Annotated in this window: 14 protein-coding genes; 5 read left to right on the forward strand and 9 right to left on the reverse strand. The window is 46.3% G+C overall.

All coding sequences use genetic code 11. The features are described 5' to 3' along the window. Positions 1 to 30 precede the first annotated feature (30 nt). Together QUA47_RS20870 and QUA47_RS20875 are read right to left on the reverse strand one after the other, a co-directional pair. A complete protein-coding gene (locus QUA47_RS20870; protein ID WP_333432161.1) occupies positions 31 to 2,127 on the reverse strand; it encodes a tetratricopeptide repeat protein in 2,097 nt (698 codons plus the stop codon). A gap of 462 nt (positions 2,128 to 2,589) precedes the next feature. Continuing rightward, on the reverse strand, positions 2,590 to 3,531 hold the full coding sequence (locus tag QUA47_RS20875; protein WP_333432162.1) for an NAD-dependent epimerase/dehydratase family protein: 942 nt from the start codon (positions 3,529 to 3,531) through the stop codon (positions 2,590 to 2,592). A 365-nt stretch (positions 3,532 to 3,896) separates the two neighbouring features. Between QUA47_RS20875 and dnaG the strand changes: the two genes are divergently transcribed. Continuing rightward, positions 3,897 to 5,915 (forward strand): DNA primase, encoded by a 2,019-nt coding sequence (gene dnaG / locus QUA47_RS20880; RefSeq protein ID WP_333432163.1) that lies wholly within the window; start codon positions 3,897 to 3,899, stop codon positions 5,913 to 5,915. A gap of 157 nt (positions 5,916 to 6,072) precedes the next feature. Here the strand turns inward: dnaG and QUA47_RS20885 are convergent, their stop codons facing one another. Further along, the gene (locus tag QUA47_RS20885) at positions 6,073 to 6,597 is read right to left on the reverse strand and encodes a pentapeptide repeat-containing protein (protein WP_333432164.1); all 525 of its coding nucleotides are present in this window, start codon (positions 6,595 to 6,597) and stop codon (positions 6,073 to 6,075) included. Positions 6,598 to 6,611: 14 nt separating this feature from the next. On the opposite strand from QUA47_RS20885, the gene QUA47_RS20890 reads away from it, so the two are divergent. Then, complete coding sequence (locus QUA47_RS20890) at positions 6,612 to 7,217, forward strand: YraN family protein (protein ID WP_333432165.1); 606 nt, start codon at positions 6,612 to 6,614, stop codon at positions 7,215 to 7,217. 198 nt (positions 7,218 to 7,415) lie between these two features. Here QUA47_RS20890 and QUA47_RS20895 read toward each other — a convergent pair whose 3' ends face one another. Then, a complete protein-coding gene (locus QUA47_RS20895) occupies positions 7,416 to 7,805 on the reverse strand; it encodes a hypothetical protein (protein WP_006632408.1) in 390 nt (129 codons plus the stop codon). Between the two features lie 148 nt (positions 7,806 to 7,953). Between QUA47_RS20895 and queA the strand changes: the two genes are divergently transcribed. After that, positions 7,954 to 9,093: a tRNA preQ1(34) S-adenosylmethionine ribosyltransferase-isomerase QueA gene (queA, locus tag QUA47_RS20900; RefSeq protein ID WP_333286516.1), complete on the forward strand. Its 1,140-nt coding sequence runs from the start codon at positions 7,954 to 7,956 to the stop codon at positions 9,091 to 9,093. A gap of 42 nt (positions 9,094 to 9,135) precedes the next feature. On the opposite strand, the gene rpmF is transcribed toward queA, so the two are convergent. Together rpmF and QUA47_RS20910 are read right to left on the reverse strand one after the other, a co-directional pair. Then, positions 9,136 to 9,309 carry a 50S ribosomal protein L32 gene (gene rpmF / locus QUA47_RS20905; RefSeq protein ID WP_190656636.1) on the reverse strand — a complete coding sequence of 58 codons (174 nt, stop codon included), beginning with the start codon at positions 9,307 to 9,309 and terminating at the stop codon, positions 9,136 to 9,138. Between the two features lie 180 nt (positions 9,310 to 9,489). Further along, positions 9,490 to 9,966, reverse strand: coding sequence for a TM2 domain-containing protein (locus QUA47_RS20910; RefSeq protein ID WP_190656634.1), 477 nt, complete (start codon positions 9,964 to 9,966; stop codon positions 9,490 to 9,492). A gap of 404 nt (positions 9,967 to 10,370) precedes the next feature. Here QUA47_RS20910 and acsF point away from each other — a divergent pair, with 404 nt between their 5' ends. Beyond that, a complete protein-coding gene (gene acsF, locus QUA47_RS20915) occupies positions 10,371 to 11,447 on the forward strand; it encodes a magnesium-protoporphyrin IX monomethyl ester (oxidative) cyclase (protein WP_006632403.1) in 1,077 nt (358 codons plus the stop codon). A gap of 142 nt (positions 11,448 to 11,589) precedes the next feature. Here acsF and QUA47_RS20920 read toward each other — a convergent pair whose 3' ends face one another. Next, positions 11,590 to 15,009, reverse strand: a complete 3,420-nt coding sequence (locus tag QUA47_RS20920; protein WP_333432166.1) for a tetratricopeptide repeat protein — start codon at positions 15,007 to 15,009, stop codon at positions 11,590 to 11,592. After that, positions 15,006 to 15,197, reverse strand: a complete 192-nt coding sequence (locus QUA47_RS20925) for a hypothetical protein (RefSeq protein WP_333404112.1) — start codon at positions 15,195 to 15,197, stop codon at positions 15,006 to 15,008. Before QUA47_RS20925 ends, QUA47_RS20920 begins: the two co-directional genes overlap by 4 nt. Positions 15,198 to 15,284: 87 nt before the next feature. On the opposite strand from QUA47_RS20925, the gene QUA47_RS20930 reads away from it, so the two are divergent. Beyond that, positions 15,285 to 16,799 carry a dolichyl-phosphate-mannose--protein mannosyltransferase gene (locus QUA47_RS20930; RefSeq protein ID WP_445302532.1) on the forward strand — a complete coding sequence of 505 codons (1,515 nt, stop codon included), beginning with the start codon at positions 15,285 to 15,287 and terminating at the stop codon, positions 16,797 to 16,799. Positions 16,800 to 17,016: 217 nt separating this feature from the next. Here the strand turns inward: QUA47_RS20930 and trmB are convergent, their stop codons facing one another. Further along, positions 17,017 to 17,649 (reverse strand): tRNA (guanosine(46)-N7)-methyltransferase TrmB, encoded by a 633-nt coding sequence (gene trmB, locus QUA47_RS20935; RefSeq protein WP_333432167.1) that lies wholly within the window; start codon positions 17,647 to 17,649, stop codon positions 17,017 to 17,019. Positions 17,650 to 17,729: the final 80 nt, after the last annotated feature.

Consider the following 17,729-nt stretch of genomic DNA (forward strand, 5'->3'; position numbering starts at 1 on the left):
CTCGTCCTAGCAGAGGGGGACTAATAACAATTATTGTTGTGGTTGGGATTCTAGCGGGCTGCTTCCTAGCTGACTTTCTGCCCGCTTTTTTGCTTCCATTGCCGCTCCGTAATCCGGTTTGTAGCGAATTGCTTTGTCATAGGAGGCGATCGCATCTTCGTATCTTTTTACCGCCACAAGTGCATTGCCGCGGCTGTACCAGGCTTCCGAGTAGTCTTGCTTGACATAAACGGCTTCATTGTAAGAGACGATCGCATCTTCATACCGTTTCAAATTGTACTGGGCATTGCCTCTATTGTACCACGCTTGATATTCTTTCGGGTTTAAGTCTAAGGCTCTGTTGTAACACTCAATTGCTTGTTCGTACTTGCGTAATTCGTGATATGACCAACCTAAATTGTACCACGCTTGATAATAATCCGGTTTTAATTTAACAGCTTTTTCGTAAGCTTCTACCGCTTCTTCATGCCTCCGCATTTTCAGCAAAGCGATGCCTTTACTGTACCAGGCTTGATAAAATTTTGGCTGAAACCGCACGGCTTTTTCGTAGGCTTCAAAAGCTTCTTGATTTTTGTTCACTTCTAGGAAAACATTGCCTAAATTGTACCAAGCTTCATAATTGTCGAATTTGATTTCAACTGCTTTTTGATAGGATTCGACGGCTCGATCGTACTGTTTTAATTTTTGGTAAGCTTGTCCGCGATTGTACCAAGCACGGTACAAGTTAGGCTGAAATTCTACGGATTTTTCGTAGGAAGCGATCGCTTCTTCGTACCGCTGCGAATCTAATAGAACATCGCCTCTACCTTCCCACGCTGCGGCATAGTCGGGCTGGATTTTCAAAGCGTTATCAAAAGATGCGATCGCCTCTTGAGACTCTTGCAACTTATCCAAAGCATAACCGCGTCCCGTCCAAGCTTCCAAGTATTCCGGCTTTAATTCTATGGCTTTATCATAAGCTGACTGCGATTCTTGGTATTTTTTCAATTTATATAAAGTTTTGGCTTTTTCCTGCCAAACTTCCGCGTAGTCCGGCCTGAGATTTATTGCTCGCTCGTAAGCGGCCAGAGCTTCTTCAAATCGACTTAAATTGTAAAGAGTATTGCCTCGGTTGTACAGGTCAGTTGCATTGGCAGAATTAAAAGTATTTACACCATAAATTGATGCTATAATACTGATGCCAATTAAACTGGCGATCGACAATATTTTTAAATACAGTTTTTTTCGGGTTTTTACAGGCTTATTCGCAGCAGCAACCGGAGGCAATACAGGAACTGTACCGCTGAAAGAATTTTTCAATTCTTTAATAGCTTGCAGGGTTTCGCCGGCACTAGAATAACGTTGGCGAAAATCGTACTTTACCATCTTATCTAAAATCTTCGCAAATTCAGGACTGACTGATGTTTTGTCCTGCCAAATAATTTCCTCTGTATCGGGGTTTTTTGGCATTTGGTGAGGATTTATACCCGTGAGGAACTGAATTGCGATCGCACCGACGGCATAGATATCGCTGCTGAGTTTTGGGTTGCCGTGAGATTGTTCGCTGGGCATATAACCGGGAGTACCAATGCTCACACTCAAGCTATTCTTGGGCTGAGGAGTGGTGATTTGAGTAGTAATTTCTTTGACTGCGCCGAAGTCAATTAAAACTAATTTTCCATCTCTATCTCTGCGGAGAATATTACGAGGATTGACATCGCGGTGAATCACATTTTGCTGGTGTACAAAGTCTAAAATTTCGAGAAGTTCCTGCAATATACAAATGACTGCATCTTCCTGCATGACTCCCGCATTTCCAGGAGAAGCGGGCGTAATTTCTTGACTTAAATCGTGACCTTCTATAAATTCTTGAACGAGGTAAAACTCTTGATTCTCTTCAAAAAAAGCAAAAAGTCGGGGAATGCGATCGTGATTTCCCAATTTGTACAAAACTTGTGCTTCGGTATCAAATAAACGTCTTGCTACCTTTAGAGTTTCGGGATCTGTTGCGTGAGGTTTAAGCTGCTTGACGACGCAGAGGTGATTGCCTGGTAGCTGCTTATCTTCAGCTAAATAAGTTTGAGCAAATCCGCCGCCTCCCAAGTGACGGATAATACTGTAGCGATTGCTGAGTGTTATTCCAAGCATGAAATTCACCTAATATTTCCTAGTCCTTTGGAGAATTAGCTTCCAACCAAGCTGTCACATCTTCCGCATTTGCAAATTCTAACATGACCCCTCTAAATTTTTTAATTGGTCGAACCGCAACTGGGGAGTTTGAATTTCACTACAATCAATTTTATGGTGAAATCCCTTGTGCAGTTGTTCAATCATTAATTTAGTTCCATCAGTTTTTGCTGTATTGTAAAAAGCTAGCTGGTCTAATGCCGGCCGATTTAGAACTTGAATTTCAATAATTAAAACAGACGTGTCGTTGTTGAGTTTTGCGATCCCCTCTAAGTAGCTATCTTTGGTTTTGATGTAAGGTGCGCGGTGCGAACTTTACTGTGACAGTCTGTTTGCTTTCTTTCTTGTTCCCTCCCCTTAGTAAGGGGAGGGTTAGGGTGGGGTTCTAGATTTTTGCTGGCATGGGGATGCTCCCACTCTAACTTAACTTTGAACCGATTTCAAAATTTCATCATCGACTGAAAAATCTATCTCAGCTTTGTCGCGTCCCGAAACTACATAATCATTCTGAAAAGAATCTTTCAATCCAGAAAGTAAGTCAAATTCCGGCTGCCAGTTAAGATCGGTGACAGCTTTATTAACTGAAGCGAAAAAGTGCTGCAATCTCATCGGAAAAGCTTTCTTTTTGCCGAAGTCAAATTGTTTCGGATCGTAGTGTACAATCTTAATAGCATCAGGAGATTTGCCTGCGGCTTGAATGCAGGCGCGTGCTAAACCGTCAAAGGTGACAAATCGATCGCCCGAAACGTTGTAAATTTGCCCGATCGCCCTTGCGTTGCCCAAAACCGCCGCCATTGCTTTAGCCAAATCCTGACAGTGCCCCAACTGCGTGAAGTGCATTCCGTTACCGGGAATCGGAATCGGTCGATCGCGCACAATGCGATCGAAAAACCAAGCCTCTAAATCGTTATAATTTTGGGGGCCGTAAATGTAAGTCGGGCGAATCGAAGTCCAAGGCAAACCCGATGCGGCCAAGTAATTTTCGGTTTCGCATTTACCCAAATGCCGGCTTTTAGGATCAGTAGCGTCCCCTTCGATATGAGGCATTTGATCCGACTTCAAATAAACTCCCGCAGAGCTCATGTAAACAAAGTGCTGCACCCGCCCTTTAAATATTTCAGCTAAAGCCTGTGTATCGCTGAGTTCGCGGCCGTTGTTGTCAAAAACGGCGTCAAACTCGACCGTCGATAACTTTTCTTGCAGTTGTTCTACATTTGTGCGATCGCCCTGAATCTGTTTTACGCCCGCAACCGGTACAGGCTTGTTGCCCCGGTTAAACAACACCACTTCATGCCCTTGTGCTGCTAAAATCTTAGTAAGATAAACCCCGATAAACCGAGTACCGCCCATCATTAAAATTCGCATTATTTTCGATGCTCCTTACAGTTAGTGTAAATATCTTACAATAAAGTTATGCCTTACGGAGAAACCGTTTTTTTAACAAAACACATATTAACCGCGAGGAACCCTGGTACAAAAAACCGGAACGATTGAGTTTTTATGTGCAAGTCCTGAAAGTCAGTTTTGTGCTTTACTAAAGTGCGATCGCTCCCAATAAACATATAGCAATCCCTAGGACGCTTCACACTTTCTCACTTGCTAAAACCCTAGCTTTTCTTCCTTCTTCCTTCTGTTTATCCGATCGCAAAGCTGAAGGGTCTTCTTCCTTCTTCGTTCTTCCTTCTTCCTTCTTCCTTCCGCTATACTTTCAATTTCCCTAAAATCGTCCTATGCAAGTTCCTCGGCTGCATCCAGAAACAATCGAAGAAGTTAAACAAAGAGCCGACATAGTAGATGTCATTTCCGGCCGCGTCGTGTTGCGAAAACGCGGCAAAGAATTTGTAGGTTTGTGTCCTTTTCACGATGAAAAATCTCCCAGCTTTACCGTCAGTCCCGGCAAACAAATGTATTATTGTTTCGGCTGCGGTGCAGGCGGCAATGCTTTTAAGTTCCTCATGGAATTGGAGAAACGCCCTTTCAGCGAAGTAGTATTAGAATTAGCTAAAAATTATCAAGTTCCCGTCAAAACTGTAGAACCGGAACACCGACAAGAATTGCAGCGCCAAATTTCTCTGAGGGAACAACTCTATGAAATCTCAGCACTAACAGCCAACTTTTACGAACACGCTTTGCGGCAAACCCAAGGAGAAGAACCCTTAGCATATCTCAAATCAGAGCGCCAGCTCAGCGAAGAAACTATCCAACAATTTCAATTAGGTTATGCACCCCAAGGTTGGGAAGCACTTTACAGTTATTTAGTAGAACAGAAAAACTATCCAGCGCAGTTAGTCGAACAAGCGGGATTAATTGTACCCCGAAAAAATGGCGGCAGCGGTTATTACGATCGCTTCCGCAATCGGATTATGATTCCCATTCGCGACACCCAAGGCAGAGTCATCGGTTTCGGCGGCAGAGCTCTCGGCGACGAACAGCCGAAATACCTCAATTCTCCCGAAACAGAACTGTTCGACAAAGGCAAAACTTTATTCGCCTTAGATACAGCGAAAACAGCCATTAGCAAAGCCGATCGCGCAGTGGTTGTAGAGGGGTACTTTGATGCGATCGCACTTCATGCCGCCGGCATCTCCAACGCCGTCGCTTCCCTCGGCACAGCCTTAAGTTTAAACCAAGTGCGGCAGTTATTGCGGTACACTGACTCCAAACAAATTATCCTCAACTTCGACGCCGACAAAGCAGGAACTCAAGCAGCAGAACGCGCAATTGGAGAAATAGAAAAACTCGCTTATCAAGGAGAAGTGCAACTGCGGGTACTCAACATTCCCGACGGCAAAGATGCCGACGAATACCTCAAAACATACTCCCCAGAACAATATCGAGAATTGCTCGAAAATGCTCCGTTGTGGCTCGACTGGCAACTGCAACAAATGCTCGTCAATCAAGATTTGAAGCAAGCCGATACTTCCCAGCAAGTAACAAAAAAAATCATTAATTTATTAACCAATATCACGGACGACAATCAGCTAGCACATTACCTGCAAAAGTGCGCCGAAATTCTCAGTAAAGGAGATTTTAGACTCACAAAAATGATCGCTGAAAACTTGCTCAATCAAGTAGTCAGCGATTGGGCAAAGCGGCAGAGTCAAGACGAATCTTTAACAATGCCCCTGTTAATTAGAAACAAGCTGAAGCCGAACAAACAATATAAAAAGCAGCGTGCAACCGGCGAAAATAAAAATTCACAATCCAGCTTATCTGCCGTAGCCCGCAGTCTTTTAGAAGAAGCAGAAGCGCAATTATTGCAGATATATTTGCACTGTCCCGAATATCGCCAAGATGTCAGAGAAGCAATAGAAGCTAGAGACCTGCAGTTTAGCCTTTCTCACCACAGATTTTTGTGGCACCAGATTGTGAATTCAGAAATATTGCACAAAATGTCTTTACAAGTAGCGCCTTCAGAGTTAATATTGAAATTGCAAGATAGCTTCATTGAATATCCGAATCAACTAAATCAAATCTCGCATTTATTTCACTTAAACGAGTTCTCAGAAAGAAACGTTTATCGCGCACCTCTAGTAATTAGATCTGCCCTCGCCTGTATCGAGCAAATTATCAGCATGAAGCGCCGCCGAATTGCACTCAATATGTGGGAAAAAGCCAAGGCCGCTAGCAGTGGCGAAGAGGCTATAGAATATCACCAACTATTCTGTGCCGAACAAGAATGGCTCAAGGAATTAGAGCGGCTGCGTCAAGTTAATTTTTACGATTTAACATCTGTGCCTTGGGGCTAATACCCTTTGAGATTTTAGATTTTAGATTGGGGATGACTCGTTCGATAGATGTTGGAAGCTTGCCTGCGGTTACATTGTTTTAACTGAGATAAGTAATAAAGTCCTTACTACAAACCTGTTTGTACTAAGGACTTTATTCCTTTATTCAACGACCCCTTTAATAATCGCAAAAAAGAGTTTCGCGAGTATCTCTACCAGTCACGGGATTAGTACCTTTTGCCACTTTACAAAGTTTTTCTATCATATCGTCTCGCAGCAGTGTATCCGTAAAATCTGCACCGTCAATGATAGCTCCTTCCAGCCTGGTGTTGTAAGCGAAAGCTCCCTCAAGGATAGCATTAGTTAAATTTGCTTTCATCATGCGAGCTAAATCTAAAGTAGCACCCGTGAAATTAGCGCCTTCTAAATTTGCTTCTTCCATATTGGCCGCAAAAAAGCTGACGCCCCGCAAATCTGCATTGGTAAAATTGCTGTTGCGAAGATTGGCTTTATTAAAACTGTCGTCAGTCAGAACTTGCCCGGTAAAATCAGCGCCGACTAGGATTTCTTTGTCGTGATCCAAAGCGAAAGCCGGTGCGGGATTAATACCGATCGCCCCAGCGGCAATTACTGCTAAAATAACAAAACTCAGCCAGAAAGTATAAATATTTTTGCGATCTTGGCGAATTCGAGAAATCATCATACAAGTTCAAGCTAATGGGCAGTCGTGACAGTTCAGAATTGAATTCTACCAGAAAGCGCGATCGCCCGTTAGCGACGGCTGACTCCTATTCCCCCCAATCCCCAAACTCTCGGGATATTGGCACATTGGGAGAAAACTTAGTCGCCGACTGGTTGCAGCAGCAAGGTTGGGAAATCCTGCACCGACAGTGGCACTGTCGCTGGGGAGAGATTGACATCATCGCACTCGGAAGAGATGAAGAAAGCGAAATTAACAGAGGTAACGAAAATTCCCCATTCCCCATTCCCCATTCCCCATTCCCCATTCCCCATTCCCAAACATTAGCATTTGTAGAGGTGAAAACTCGCCGCCGGGGAAATTGGGATGCTGGTGGAATGTTGGCTGTTACTACCACAAAACAAGCCAAACTTTGGCAAACAGCAGAAATATTTTTAAGCACTTATCCAGATTTAGCCAATAATTATTGTCGCTTTGATGTCGCTTTAGTCAGGTGCGAACCTTCACAACAAAACACTAACCAAATATTACCACCATTAACAGCAGCGAACCCTCAATCCGCCGTTGCAGGAAACTACCGACTCACCCTGCAAGAATACATTCGCTCGGCTTTTAGCAATTAAAAATATATAATTAAAATTTAGAGGGTAAAATCTCAAAGCAATGCCACTAGGTAATTTTTAATTGTTAACTTGCCTAGGCTGTCGCGCATTTCTCTCTTGAGCTTTAACAGATCTGAAAAAAGCGTTAAATCTTCTCCCGCTTTGCCATTCTCTCCCTCTCCTGTTCTGTCATCACAGTTAATTTATATGCGTAGCAATCTAGGCGAGAGTTTCCGGGCAATATCCCAGACCCTTGACAAACTGCTGGCGAAACGCTTCAATTTCTTTGCGGTCAGGGCTGCCGTGACAAACCACTGCCACCTGGTAGCGGCGCATCACGCTAAGCGGCGACTGTCCGGTTTCCAAGCTCCAAAGCGCCATTTGCAAGCGAATTTCAGGATCGTAAGGAATCCCGAGTTCGTTCATAAAAGCCCGAAAATCCCCGTGCATTTCTGGAGTTAAATATTGGCTCATTTTCACCTTTACCACCCAGCCGTCAATTTGGTGAATAACAGTGATAAATTGCAAAGGAAGATGATGAGCCGTGCGTAGGTAATCCACGACTCTCAGAGTAAGGCTAGTATTGGCGATGTAGTAGAGGTATTCCATAACGATCCTTATGAGCAAAGCTGATGCTACACCTCTATCCTCGCGGGCTATACCCGCGACCACAAGGGGAAAAGCACCCGACTTTGGATGGGGGTTTTTACCCAATTTGTTACCCAGTTGACAGATCGATCGCACAGGAATTCACTTGATGACAGAGATGGACTGGTCTTTGGACGGCTACGACTACGAACTTCCGCCCTCACGCATTGCCCAAAATCCCGTAGTGCCGAGGGACAGTTCTCGCTTGCTGGCTGTAGATTCTCCCAGCAGCCACCAACACCGGATTTTTAGGGATTTACCCGATTTACTGCAACCAGGCGACTTGCTGGTACTGAACAACACCCGCGTGCTGCCAGCGAGGCTCTACGGGCACAAACCCAACGGCCCGGCTGTGGAGATATTGTTGATGGAAGAACGGCAGCACAACTGTTGGCTGGCTTTGGTTAAACCGGGGAAACGCTTAAAGTTGGGAGCAAAAATTGAGTTTGAGCCCATCGCCCGTGCCTGTGAGGACTCGACCACAGCTTCTTGCTGTTGCCTTCCCGATGCCACGATGCCGCATCGTCGTCGATTGACTGCAACAGTTATAGAGAGGGACGACGCAACAGGGGGACGGCTGTTAGAGTTTGATATCCCCACAGATGAGAATCTGGCGAAGTTTTTGGACGAATACGGCCACATACCCCTGCCGCCCTACATCGAAAATTCCCAAGCTTCAGCGGAACAGTACCAGACTGTTTATGCCGAGAGGCTTGGGGCCGTGGCTGCCCCCACAGCAGGCCTGCACTTCACCGAAGAATTGTTCAGCCGCTTGGAACAGCGGGGAATAGAAAAAACTTTTGTCACCTTACACGTCGGAGTAGGGACGTTTCGCCCCGTGGAGGTGGCAGACGTGACGGCTCACAAAATGCACGGCGAATGGGTGGAAGTACCCCCCGTCACCGTTGAGAAAATCCGGGAAACTCAAGCCAGAGGCGGGCGGATCATTGCCGTGGGTACCACAGCAGTGCGAGCTTTAGAGGGAGCGGCCGCCGCCAGTGGCGATTTTTCCTTGCAACCTTTTTGCGGCCCGACCAATTTGTTTATCTACCCGGGCTACAAGTGGCGGGTTGTAGAGGGGATGATTACCAATTTTCACTTGCCCCGCTCTACTTTGATGATGATGATAAGTGCGATGATTGGAAGGCCTCGGCTGTTGGATTTGTACCGAGAAGCGATCGAGCAACAGTACCGCTTTTATTCCTTTGGCGATGCCATGCTGATTTTACCAACAGCAAAAAAGGATTGATCGATCGGGCATCGGGTTCGCCCTATGCCCGGTATTCCGTTTCTATTCTTCCTCCTCTTCTTCATTGCCGGGATACACGAAGCTGTTGGAACGCCCAGTCAGAACAGATTTGCCCATAGACAGAGCTTTCTGAGCTGCCACTACAGCTTTGCGCTTCCATGTGGCCTTACGCATATTCTTCTTGGATTTGGAGGTTTTCTTCTTAGGGACTGCCATGACGCTAAATACTTTCTGCTTGCTTATAGAGACAAACAAACATTCTAGCCGATTTTGTCGGCAATGCTTACTCGAAAAACCGCAACAACTCCTCGGTAAGCAATATCCAGTAGTAGGGTGCGTCAGCGATTAGCTTCTGGAAAAATAGACAAAATCCCCTAGGTAACGCACCCGCAGCAGCTAAAGTTCGTGAAAGTGGTAGATCACGACGCCAGTTACGGCATCGTTCTCGATACTCACATAACCGGTTTTGAGCATTGCCGTGAAAGCCTCTTCCACTTCGGCAAAAGTAGCGCCGGTTGCCATCACCCCTTGGGTGACAGATAATCTTCCGTTCTTGGTATAAGCTGCCTTCAGGAGTTTAACCCCTAACTGGTCTGGAGTTGGCTTGGGGTATGTCGCGGCGATCGCCCCGCTGCTGGGATATAGCGGTATACCTTCGCGAGATACGCCGAGTTTGCCCCTGAGACTGGCATGGTGTTCGTCCACCATGTTCGGCAGCAGCAGCAAGTCAAACAATTGCCCAAACCCAAACAAACCAAAGGTAAACAGCCACAGCAAACCCGTACCAATTTTGCCGTTGTAGAGGCGGTGGAGTCCGAAGGGGCCGAAAAAACAAGCTGCCCATAAAAGGTAACTAACACCTAAATTGCTCATTTTCTGACCGTCCTGCCTGATTATTCTAGAATTGGAGTCCCTCTATACATTTTGTACTTTCTATGCGGTGTTTAAACAGCTTGACATGGGAATTTATTTGTGTGGTAACCTAATAAACTGACAAAAGGCAGAATTTGGTTTCCCAATACCTTCTGTCTGGAAGCCCATGAGTAATTTTGCGTAGCAATTCTTAACGCCAGCAACATATTTGCGCGGGCGAGAGCTTGGTAAACTGGAGGGCGTGGAAATTACAGCAGCTTAGACCTGGATTCCACAGGGAGCGCCAAACCGAGCGCCAAAGCAAGCGCGCCGCCAGCGCTGGCCGGACATACACGAGCGCGATCGCCCGCAGTACCCGACAATGGAAACAAGCGAGTAGTTATAAGCAGAAATCCAATAAAAATATGGTAGATTCCCTCAAAAAACCCACTTTTGAAGAACTGCGGCCGGGAGTGAAAGCCCCAGCCAAAGAAACTATTCTCACGCCGAGATTTTACACAACAGACTTTGACGAGATGGCCAAAATGGACATCTCGGTAAATGAAGCCGAACTAAAAGCAATTATTGAAGAGTTCCGCGTTGACTACAACCGCAACCACTTCGTGCGTGATGCCGAGTTCGAGCAATCTTGGGAACACATCGACGGCGAAAAGCGCCAGTTGTTCATTGAGTTTCTGGAACGCTCTTGCACCGCTGAGTTTTCTGGCTTCTTGCTCTACAAAGAATTGGCACGCAAGCTCAAGGACAAAAATCCACTGCTGGCCGAAGGTTTCTTGCTGATGTCCCGCGACGAAGCGCGGCACGCCGGATTCCTCAACAAAGCTCTCTCGGACTTTAATTTGTCCCTGGATTTGGGTTTCTTGACAAAGAGCCGCAGTTACACATTCTTTAAGCCGAAGTTTATTTTCTACGCGACTTACTTGTCTGAAAAGATCGGTTATTGGCGCTACATCACGATTTATCAGCACTTAAAAGCGCATCCTGAAGACCAGATTTATCCGATTTTCCGATTCTTTGAAAATTGGTGCCAAGATGAAAACCGCCACGGAGATTTCTTTGATGCGGTGATGAGAGCTCAGCCTCAGATGTTGAATGATTGGCGCGCTAAGCTTTGGTGCCGTTTCTTCTTGCTGTCAGTGTTCGCGACAATGTATCTCAATGATATCCAGCGCGCCGGTTTTTATCGATCGCTCGGTCTCGATGCTCGCGAATACGACATTGAAGTGATTAAAAAGACCAACGAAACAGCAGGTCGCGTATTCCCGGTGATGCTGGACGTGAACAATCCCGAGTTTTATGAACGGCTGGATGTTTGCCTCAAGAACAATCAGAAGTTGACCGCAATTGTTGCTTCTAATACTCCGAAATTCTTGCAGTTCTTCCAAAAATTGCCTTTGTATCTGTCGAACGGCTGGCAATTAGTGAAGCTGTACTTCATGAAAACAATTGAATCACCTTCAGTACAGGGCGCTGTGCGTTAAGTTTTGATTTTTCATCCTCTGTGACGGCGGTTCTGCGACAAGCGGAGCCGCTTTTTTTTGGTATCCAGATTCACCGCAAAAAGTTCTCGCCAGACTTACACTCGCCCGGAATTGGAATTAATGCTGGTTTTTTTCATAAAATTTATCGCCATTCCCCCTGAAGCGTAAAAGCCGCCCAATAATAGGGAGACTTCCACTCTTCCTGCTTCCACATTTCCAGTTGTGCCGCCCTCAATGCTGCTGCTGGCGTTAACCCTTTTTGCAGCATTCCCTGATAGAAACTCGACATTAACTTAGCCGTTCCTTCATCGTCCACACTCCACAAACTCACCACCACTCGCTGAGCCCCTGCATACATAAATCCCCGTGTTAATCCTACCATGCCCTCGCCTTGAACTATCTGCCCCATTCCGGTTTGGCAGGCACTTAAAACTACTAAATTTGCTGCTAATTTGAGATTGAAAATATCAGTAAGTCGCAGGAATCCGTTTAAGGGATTTCCCTTTTCATCTACTAGCGACAAGATGATTCCTGACAGTTCCGGATGAGCGCTATTCGCTAAACCGTGAGTGGCAAAATGAACGATTTTATATTGGCTTAAATTCGGGCTGGTTGCGACGGCGCGGCTGGCTTCAAAATCCAAAGATTCGGTGCGAGAATTGGCAGGAACTAACGCTTGAATGATTTGAGCTTCTTGGCGAGTGAATTTTAAACGGCTCAACTGTAAGTTATTGGCGCGACCAGAGCGGCTTAAACCGGGGTTTACTGATTCTATTGCTTGCAGATTAGTTGCGGTTGACTGGTTTTTGACTCGTTCATCTTCCGGGCTAAAAACTGGATCGGCGAGAATCGCTAAAGTCCGAGTAGGAGGTTGTCTGTCACTGTAGTTTTGTCTTAATATTCCCAAGGTGGAAGCTGAAGGCAGCAGCACGATTTCATGGTCTACTATTAAAGGCGGATTCCCATTTTCACCGGATTTTCCAGGGAGCGAGAGGGCAGCAAAGGGGAGGTAATTGAGAACGCCATCGCCAACAATCAGCAGGCGCTTTTGAGCTAGTTGTGCTGCTGCGGGCTGTAAGATCATTTGACTGATAGCATCGTTGGCTTGGGCGACTTGATTGGGGCTGTTTCGGGAAGTTGGAGCGGTGACAGCATTGCGGAATTTTCTGGCAGTTGTCTCGATTGCGGCAGCTTTTGGTAATTCATAACTGGTGATGCTGGTTTTGGTGACAGCCCAGAGATAGCTGCGCTCTTTTCCTAAAGAATACTGGAGTAAAATTGTATTCTCATCGAGGATTTGTTGTTGAATTTGTGCCAGGGTTAGGGGTTGCGGTTGGGTGAGGGCTGCGTACCGGGGGCTAGTAGCGCGGATTTGTGTTTGAATGTCCTGATATTGTGCGATTAAAGTTTGCCGTTGTTGTTCTAATTCTGCTTCTTGGGTGGGAGTGTACTTGGGGCGATTGAGAACTTCGACGCGCCGTTTTTCAAGGGCATCGAGTTGCTGTTGCAAACTGCGTTCTCGCTGCAATAATTCAGGGGCGACATTTTGGCGAATATCGGCATTTGCTTCTTGCAGAAGTTCGAGGAGACTGCGGGCGCGGGAACGTTCGCTGGCTTCAAAGGCTTTGGTATCATAACCAGATCTGGGTTGCGTTTTGTGCAGTTGCATTAACAGGTCAATGTAGAACTGGTAATAGTTTTGTACGGTGGCAAAGTATGAGGTGCGGAGTTCAGGGCTGGCAATTTTGGTGCGGAGGCTTTCAATAATTTTGAGGGAGGCTTCAATGTTAGTGAGGGCTTCCGTGAGATTGCCTTGCTCACGTTTTGCATAAGCTATGTTGCTGAGGTTGTTGGCTTCTCCACTGCGATCGCCTACTGCGCGACTTAGGGGAAGTGACTGGCTGTAATACTCTAGCGCTTTCTGTTTTTCTTCCAAATCTGAGTAGACACTGCCGATGTTGTTGAGGGTGCGAGCTTCCCCTCGGCGATCGCCCACAGCCCGATACAGGGGAAGCGACTGGCTGTAATACTCTAGCGCTTTCTGTTTTTCTTCCAAATCTGAGTAGACACTGCCGATGTTGTTGAGGGTGGTAGCTTCTCCACTGCGATCGCCTACTGCTCGATACAGGGGAAGCGACTGAGTGTAATACTCTAGCGCTTTTTGTTTTTCTCCCAAATCTAAGTAGACTAAGCCGATATTGTTGAGGGTGGTAGCTTCTCCATTGCGGTCGCCTACTGCTCGATACAGGGGAAGCGACTGGTTGTAATACTCTCTTGCTTTCTGTTTTTCTCCCAAATCAGAGTAGACTAAGCCGATATTGTTGAGCGTGCGAGCTTCCTGTGGATCGCCTATTGCCCGACTCAGGGGAAGGGACTGACTGAAATACTCTAGCGCTTTCTGTTTTTCTCCCAAATCTGAGTAGACTAAGCCGATATTGTTGAGCGTGCTAGCTTCCCCACTGCGATCGCCTACTGCTCGATACAGGGGAAGGGACTGGTTGTAATACTCTAGGGATTTCTGTTTTTCTCCCAAATCTGAGTAGACACTGCCGATGTTGATGAGGGTGCGAGCTTCCTGTGTGCGATCGCCTATTGCCCGACTCAGGGGAAGCGACTGGCTGTAATACTCTAGTGCTTTCTGTTTTTCTCCCAATGCTGAGTAGACAGCGCCGATGCCGATGAGGGTGACGGCTTCTCCATTGCGATCGCCTATTTCCCGACTCAGGGGAAGCGACTGGCTGTAATACTCTAGCGCTTTCTGTTTTTCTCCTAAATCTGAGTAGACACTGCCGATGTTGTTGAGGGTGCGAGCTTCCTGTTTGCGATCGCCTATTTCCCGACTCAGGGGAAGCGACTGGCTGTAATACTCTAGCGCTTTCTGTTTTTCTCCCAAATCTGAGTAGACACTGCCGATATTGTTGAGGGTGGTGGCTTCCCCACCGCGCTCGCCTACTGCTCGAAACAGGGGAAGCGACTGGCTGTAATACTCTAGAGATTTCTGTTTTTCTCCCAATGCTGAGTAGACAGCGCCGATGTTTGTGAGGGTGCGAGCTTCCTGTGTGCGATCGCCTATTGCCCGACTCAGGGGAAGGGACTGGCTGTAATACTCTAGCGCTTTCTGTTTTTCTCCCAATTCATCGTAGACTTTGCCGATGTTGTTGAGGGTAGTAGCTTCCCCACCGCGATCGCCTACTGCCCGAAACAGGGGAAGGGACTGGCTGTAATACTCTAGGGATTTCTGTTTTTCTCCCAAATCATCGTAGACTCTGCCAAGAACCAGGAGACTAACAGCTTGTGCTGAAGAGTCGCCCGCTTCTCGATACAGCTTTAATGCTTCTTCAAGCTTAGCGATCGCTTTTCTTAAAGATTCCGCCGTCCCCTGCTGAAACATTTGCACCCCTTCTGTCAAGGCTCTTTCAGCAGCCGCCGCCGCCGGGTTTCCCCCTCCCTGCTGCGATACCCCTTGGCTAATTTTTATAACACTCGGTGCAGCTACCGCCGGGACTCCTAGCAGGATACTCGCACCTACAGCTATCCCCCAAACCCATAGCCTGAGATTCATAAACATCCCTTAAACCAGACCTTGTTAACCGCTATCATAGTCGATCGCAGCTTATCAGGTGCGCTTTCCCAGACTGCGTGCCGGTTACATCGGGGGCATATTGTGCCCTCGCGCCGCTGCACGTAGCGCCGCACCCTCCAAGCGCGATCGCCCGCATCGGATTTGCCTCCGCGAAGGTTAAAAGTCATAATTGTAATTTTTACGCTATTCTCAACTCAGTATTTTTAAATTAGCGATCGCCCTCAAATCTAGCATTTACTATTTACTGCTGTTTTATGAAAACCAACAAAAAACAATTCAACAGATATACTTTAGTTTTTTGCTTAGGAATGTTCGCTGTGTTCCTCCTATCCTTAACCCTACGCTTTTGGGAACTGGAGCGATTTAACACCTTAGTATTTGACGAGGTTTACTACGCTAAATTTGCCAACAATTATCTCACCAAAACTCCCTTTTTCAACGCTCACCCGCCTCTGAGCCAGTACATAATTGCGATCGGAATTGCGATCGGCACTCATCTTCCCTTCGGAAAAACTGCCGTCAACAGTATGGCAGGTTCCCTGCTTTCCCCTTGGGATTACCGCTGGCTGAATGCTCTCACAGGTTCCTTTATTCCCCTAGTTGTGGGAGCGCTAGCTTATCAGCTAGTTCGGCGCCACAGTTACGCTTTTCTTGCTGCTTTTTTTGCTGCCTGCGACGGTCTGTTTTTAGTTGAGTCTCGCTACGCGCTGAACAACATTTATCTGGTTTTATTTGGAATTTTAGGTCAGTTATTTATTTTAAAAGCCGTAGAAGCAGAAGGCAAAAAGCGCTGGCTCTGGCTGGTACTCGCCGGAATAGGTTTCGGCGCATCTGCGGCTATCAAATGGAACGGATTGTGGTTTCTTTTCGGTACTTATCTAATTTTAATCTGTGCTTGGGCAGTTCGTTTGATCCAGGGTAACAGAGGAAATGAAGAACAAAGCCGCGAGGTAGATTCACCTCTAATTCCTGCCGAAAGTCCAGTACAAAAACTGACTAAACTCAATTTTATAGAACTCTGCTTAAGTCTAGCTATTATTCCTATTCTAGTTTACAGCATCTCTTGGATTCCTCACCTGTACTTTAATCCAACTCCCAATTTCTGGCAGATGCAAACGGAAATTTTGACTTATCACCAGCGGATTAAAAGCGGCCCAGATGTACATCCTTACTGTTCCACGTGGTACAGTTGGCCTTTGATGCTGCGCCCCATAGTTTACTTCTACAAAACTGCTAGCAGCAATGCCCAACCAGATCCGGTTTTGCCACCTTTACCTGAAGGTGCAACTCAGGCAATTTTTGACGTTCACGCAATGGGAAACCCATTGCTTTGGTGGCTGTCAACCTTAGCTTTACTGCTAGTAATAGGAGTTTTAGTTCACCGGATTTTGGTGTGGCTGCAAACGCGCAGCGAGGCTTCTGTTGACACGATAGAACAGCAGCGACCGATTTTGTTTCCGCCGACTGCTGAAATGTGGCTGGGGTTATATTTAATAGTTAATTGGGCCGCTAATTTGCTGCCTTGGGTGAAGGTGACTCGCTGCATATTTTTGTACCATTATATGGGCTGTTCTGTGTTTGCAGCCTTAGCACTTGCGTGGTGGGTTGACAGGTGGCTGCACAGCCCTCAAACTCGACTCCGAGGGATGGGGGTAACAATTATTTTTCTGATTTTGGGTGCTTTTATTTTCTGGATGCCTATGTATTTGGGACTGCCTTTGTCGCAACTGGAATGGAAAATTCGGATGTGGCTGCCGTCTTGGGTTTAAGCTAGAAATAATTCTTCTCTTAACGGGCAAGATGCCCGTTCCACAAGAAAATTAAGTTTTGTGGAACAGGCATCTTGCCTGTTCCTAACCAAGGTGCAAGATGCCCGTTCCACAAGAAAATTAAGTTTTGTGGGACAGGCATCTTGCCTGTTCCTAACCAAGGTGCAAGATGTAAGTTATAACATTTATAACAAAGGTGAGTTGGCAAAAGCTAGAATTATTTTTGATAGAGTGCTCGATAAACTGGTTCGCCCCGTTTCAGAGTAGCAATTTCTCTTTCCGTAGGAACAGGTAGGGGATTTTCTGCTAGCCAGTTGTCGCCGTTTTGACGTTTAAAACTAGGGTGAGATGAAAAGCGATCGCACATTTCCCTTTCTACTTCCTCAATATCTGACTGGATAAAAACTTCGCCGCCAATTGCCAGATAAGTTGCCAATTCGCCGACTAATTCCTGCTGCACCACCCGCCGTTTGTGGTGCTTTTTCTTGAACCAGGGATCGGGAAACTGAATGCTAACCCGCTGCAAAATACCGGCGGGTAAAGTTTCTAAAATTGGTTTGAGAGAACTATTCGCATTGCAAAACAAATAGTGCAAATTTGTCAAGCCTTTTTCGTCCCGCCACAGATTCGCCTCTTCTACCAGAGGTTCCCGAATTTCTAATCCTAGAAAATTCCAGTCTGTTTGGATTTGCGCCATGTGCCACAAAAACCGTCCTCTGCCGCAGCCGATATCTAAATGCAGCGGTAAATTTAAGTCGGCATAGATTTTAGTCCAATCCGGGGGACTTGCAGATGCTTGATATCTAATTGATAGGGGATTGACGTGTTCCCGCACTCTTACTCTTGCCAATTTTGCTGTCTCCTGAATGTATTTTTTAACCGCTGATGAAGGCAGATTAACGTGAATTAACGCCGATAAATATTGATTTT

It is taken from the genome of Microcoleus sp. MON2_D5, from assembly GCF_036701905.1.
Classification (GTDB): domain Bacteria; phylum Cyanobacteriota; class Cyanobacteriia; order Cyanobacteriales; family Microcoleaceae; genus Microcoleus.

Bases quoted from the DNA above. Each gene is read 5' to 3' on its own strand.
- QUA47_RS20870 (WP_333432161.1), bottom strand. From the start codon at position 2,127: ATGCTTGGAATAACACTCAGCAATCGCTACAGTATTATCCGTCACTTG.
- QUA47_RS20875 (WP_333432162.1), bottom strand. From the start codon at position 3,531: ATGCGAATTTTAATGATGGGCGGTACTCGGTTTATCGGGGTTTATCTT.
- dnaG (WP_333432163.1), top strand. From the start codon at position 3,897: ATGCAAGTTCCTCGGCTGCATCCAGAAACAATCGAAGAAGTTAAACAA.
- QUA47_RS20885 (WP_333432164.1), bottom strand. From the start codon at position 6,597: ATGATGATTTCTCGAATTCGCCAAGATCGCAAAAATATTTATACTTTC.
- QUA47_RS20890 (WP_333432165.1), top strand. From the start codon at position 6,612: ATGGGCAGTCGTGACAGTTCAGAATTGAATTCTACCAGAAAGCGCGAT.
- QUA47_RS20895 (WP_006632408.1), bottom strand. From the start codon at position 7,805: ATGGAATACCTCTACTACATCGCCAATACTAGCCTTACTCTGAGAGTC.
- queA (WP_333286516.1), top strand. From the start codon at position 7,954: ATGACAGAGATGGACTGGTCTTTGGACGGCTACGACTACGAACTTCCG.
- rpmF (WP_190656636.1), bottom strand. From the start codon at position 9,309: ATGGCAGTCCCTAAGAAGAAAACCTCCAAATCCAAGAAGAATATGCGT.
- QUA47_RS20910 (WP_190656634.1), bottom strand. From the start codon at position 9,966: ATGAGCAATTTAGGTGTTAGTTACCTTTTATGGGCAGCTTGTTTTTTC.
- acsF (WP_006632403.1), top strand. From the start codon at position 10,371: ATGGTAGATTCCCTCAAAAAACCCACTTTTGAAGAACTGCGGCCGGGA.
- QUA47_RS20920 (WP_333432166.1), bottom strand. From the start codon at position 15,009: ATGAATCTCAGGCTATGGGTTTGGGGGATAGCTGTAGGTGCGAGTATC.
- QUA47_RS20925 (WP_333404112.1), bottom strand. From the start codon at position 15,197: ATGACTTTTAACCTTCGCGGAGGCAAATCCGATGCGGGCGATCGCGCT.
- QUA47_RS20930 (WP_445302532.1), top strand. From the start codon at position 15,285: ATGAAAACCAACAAAAAACAATTCAACAGATATACTTTAGTTTTTTGC.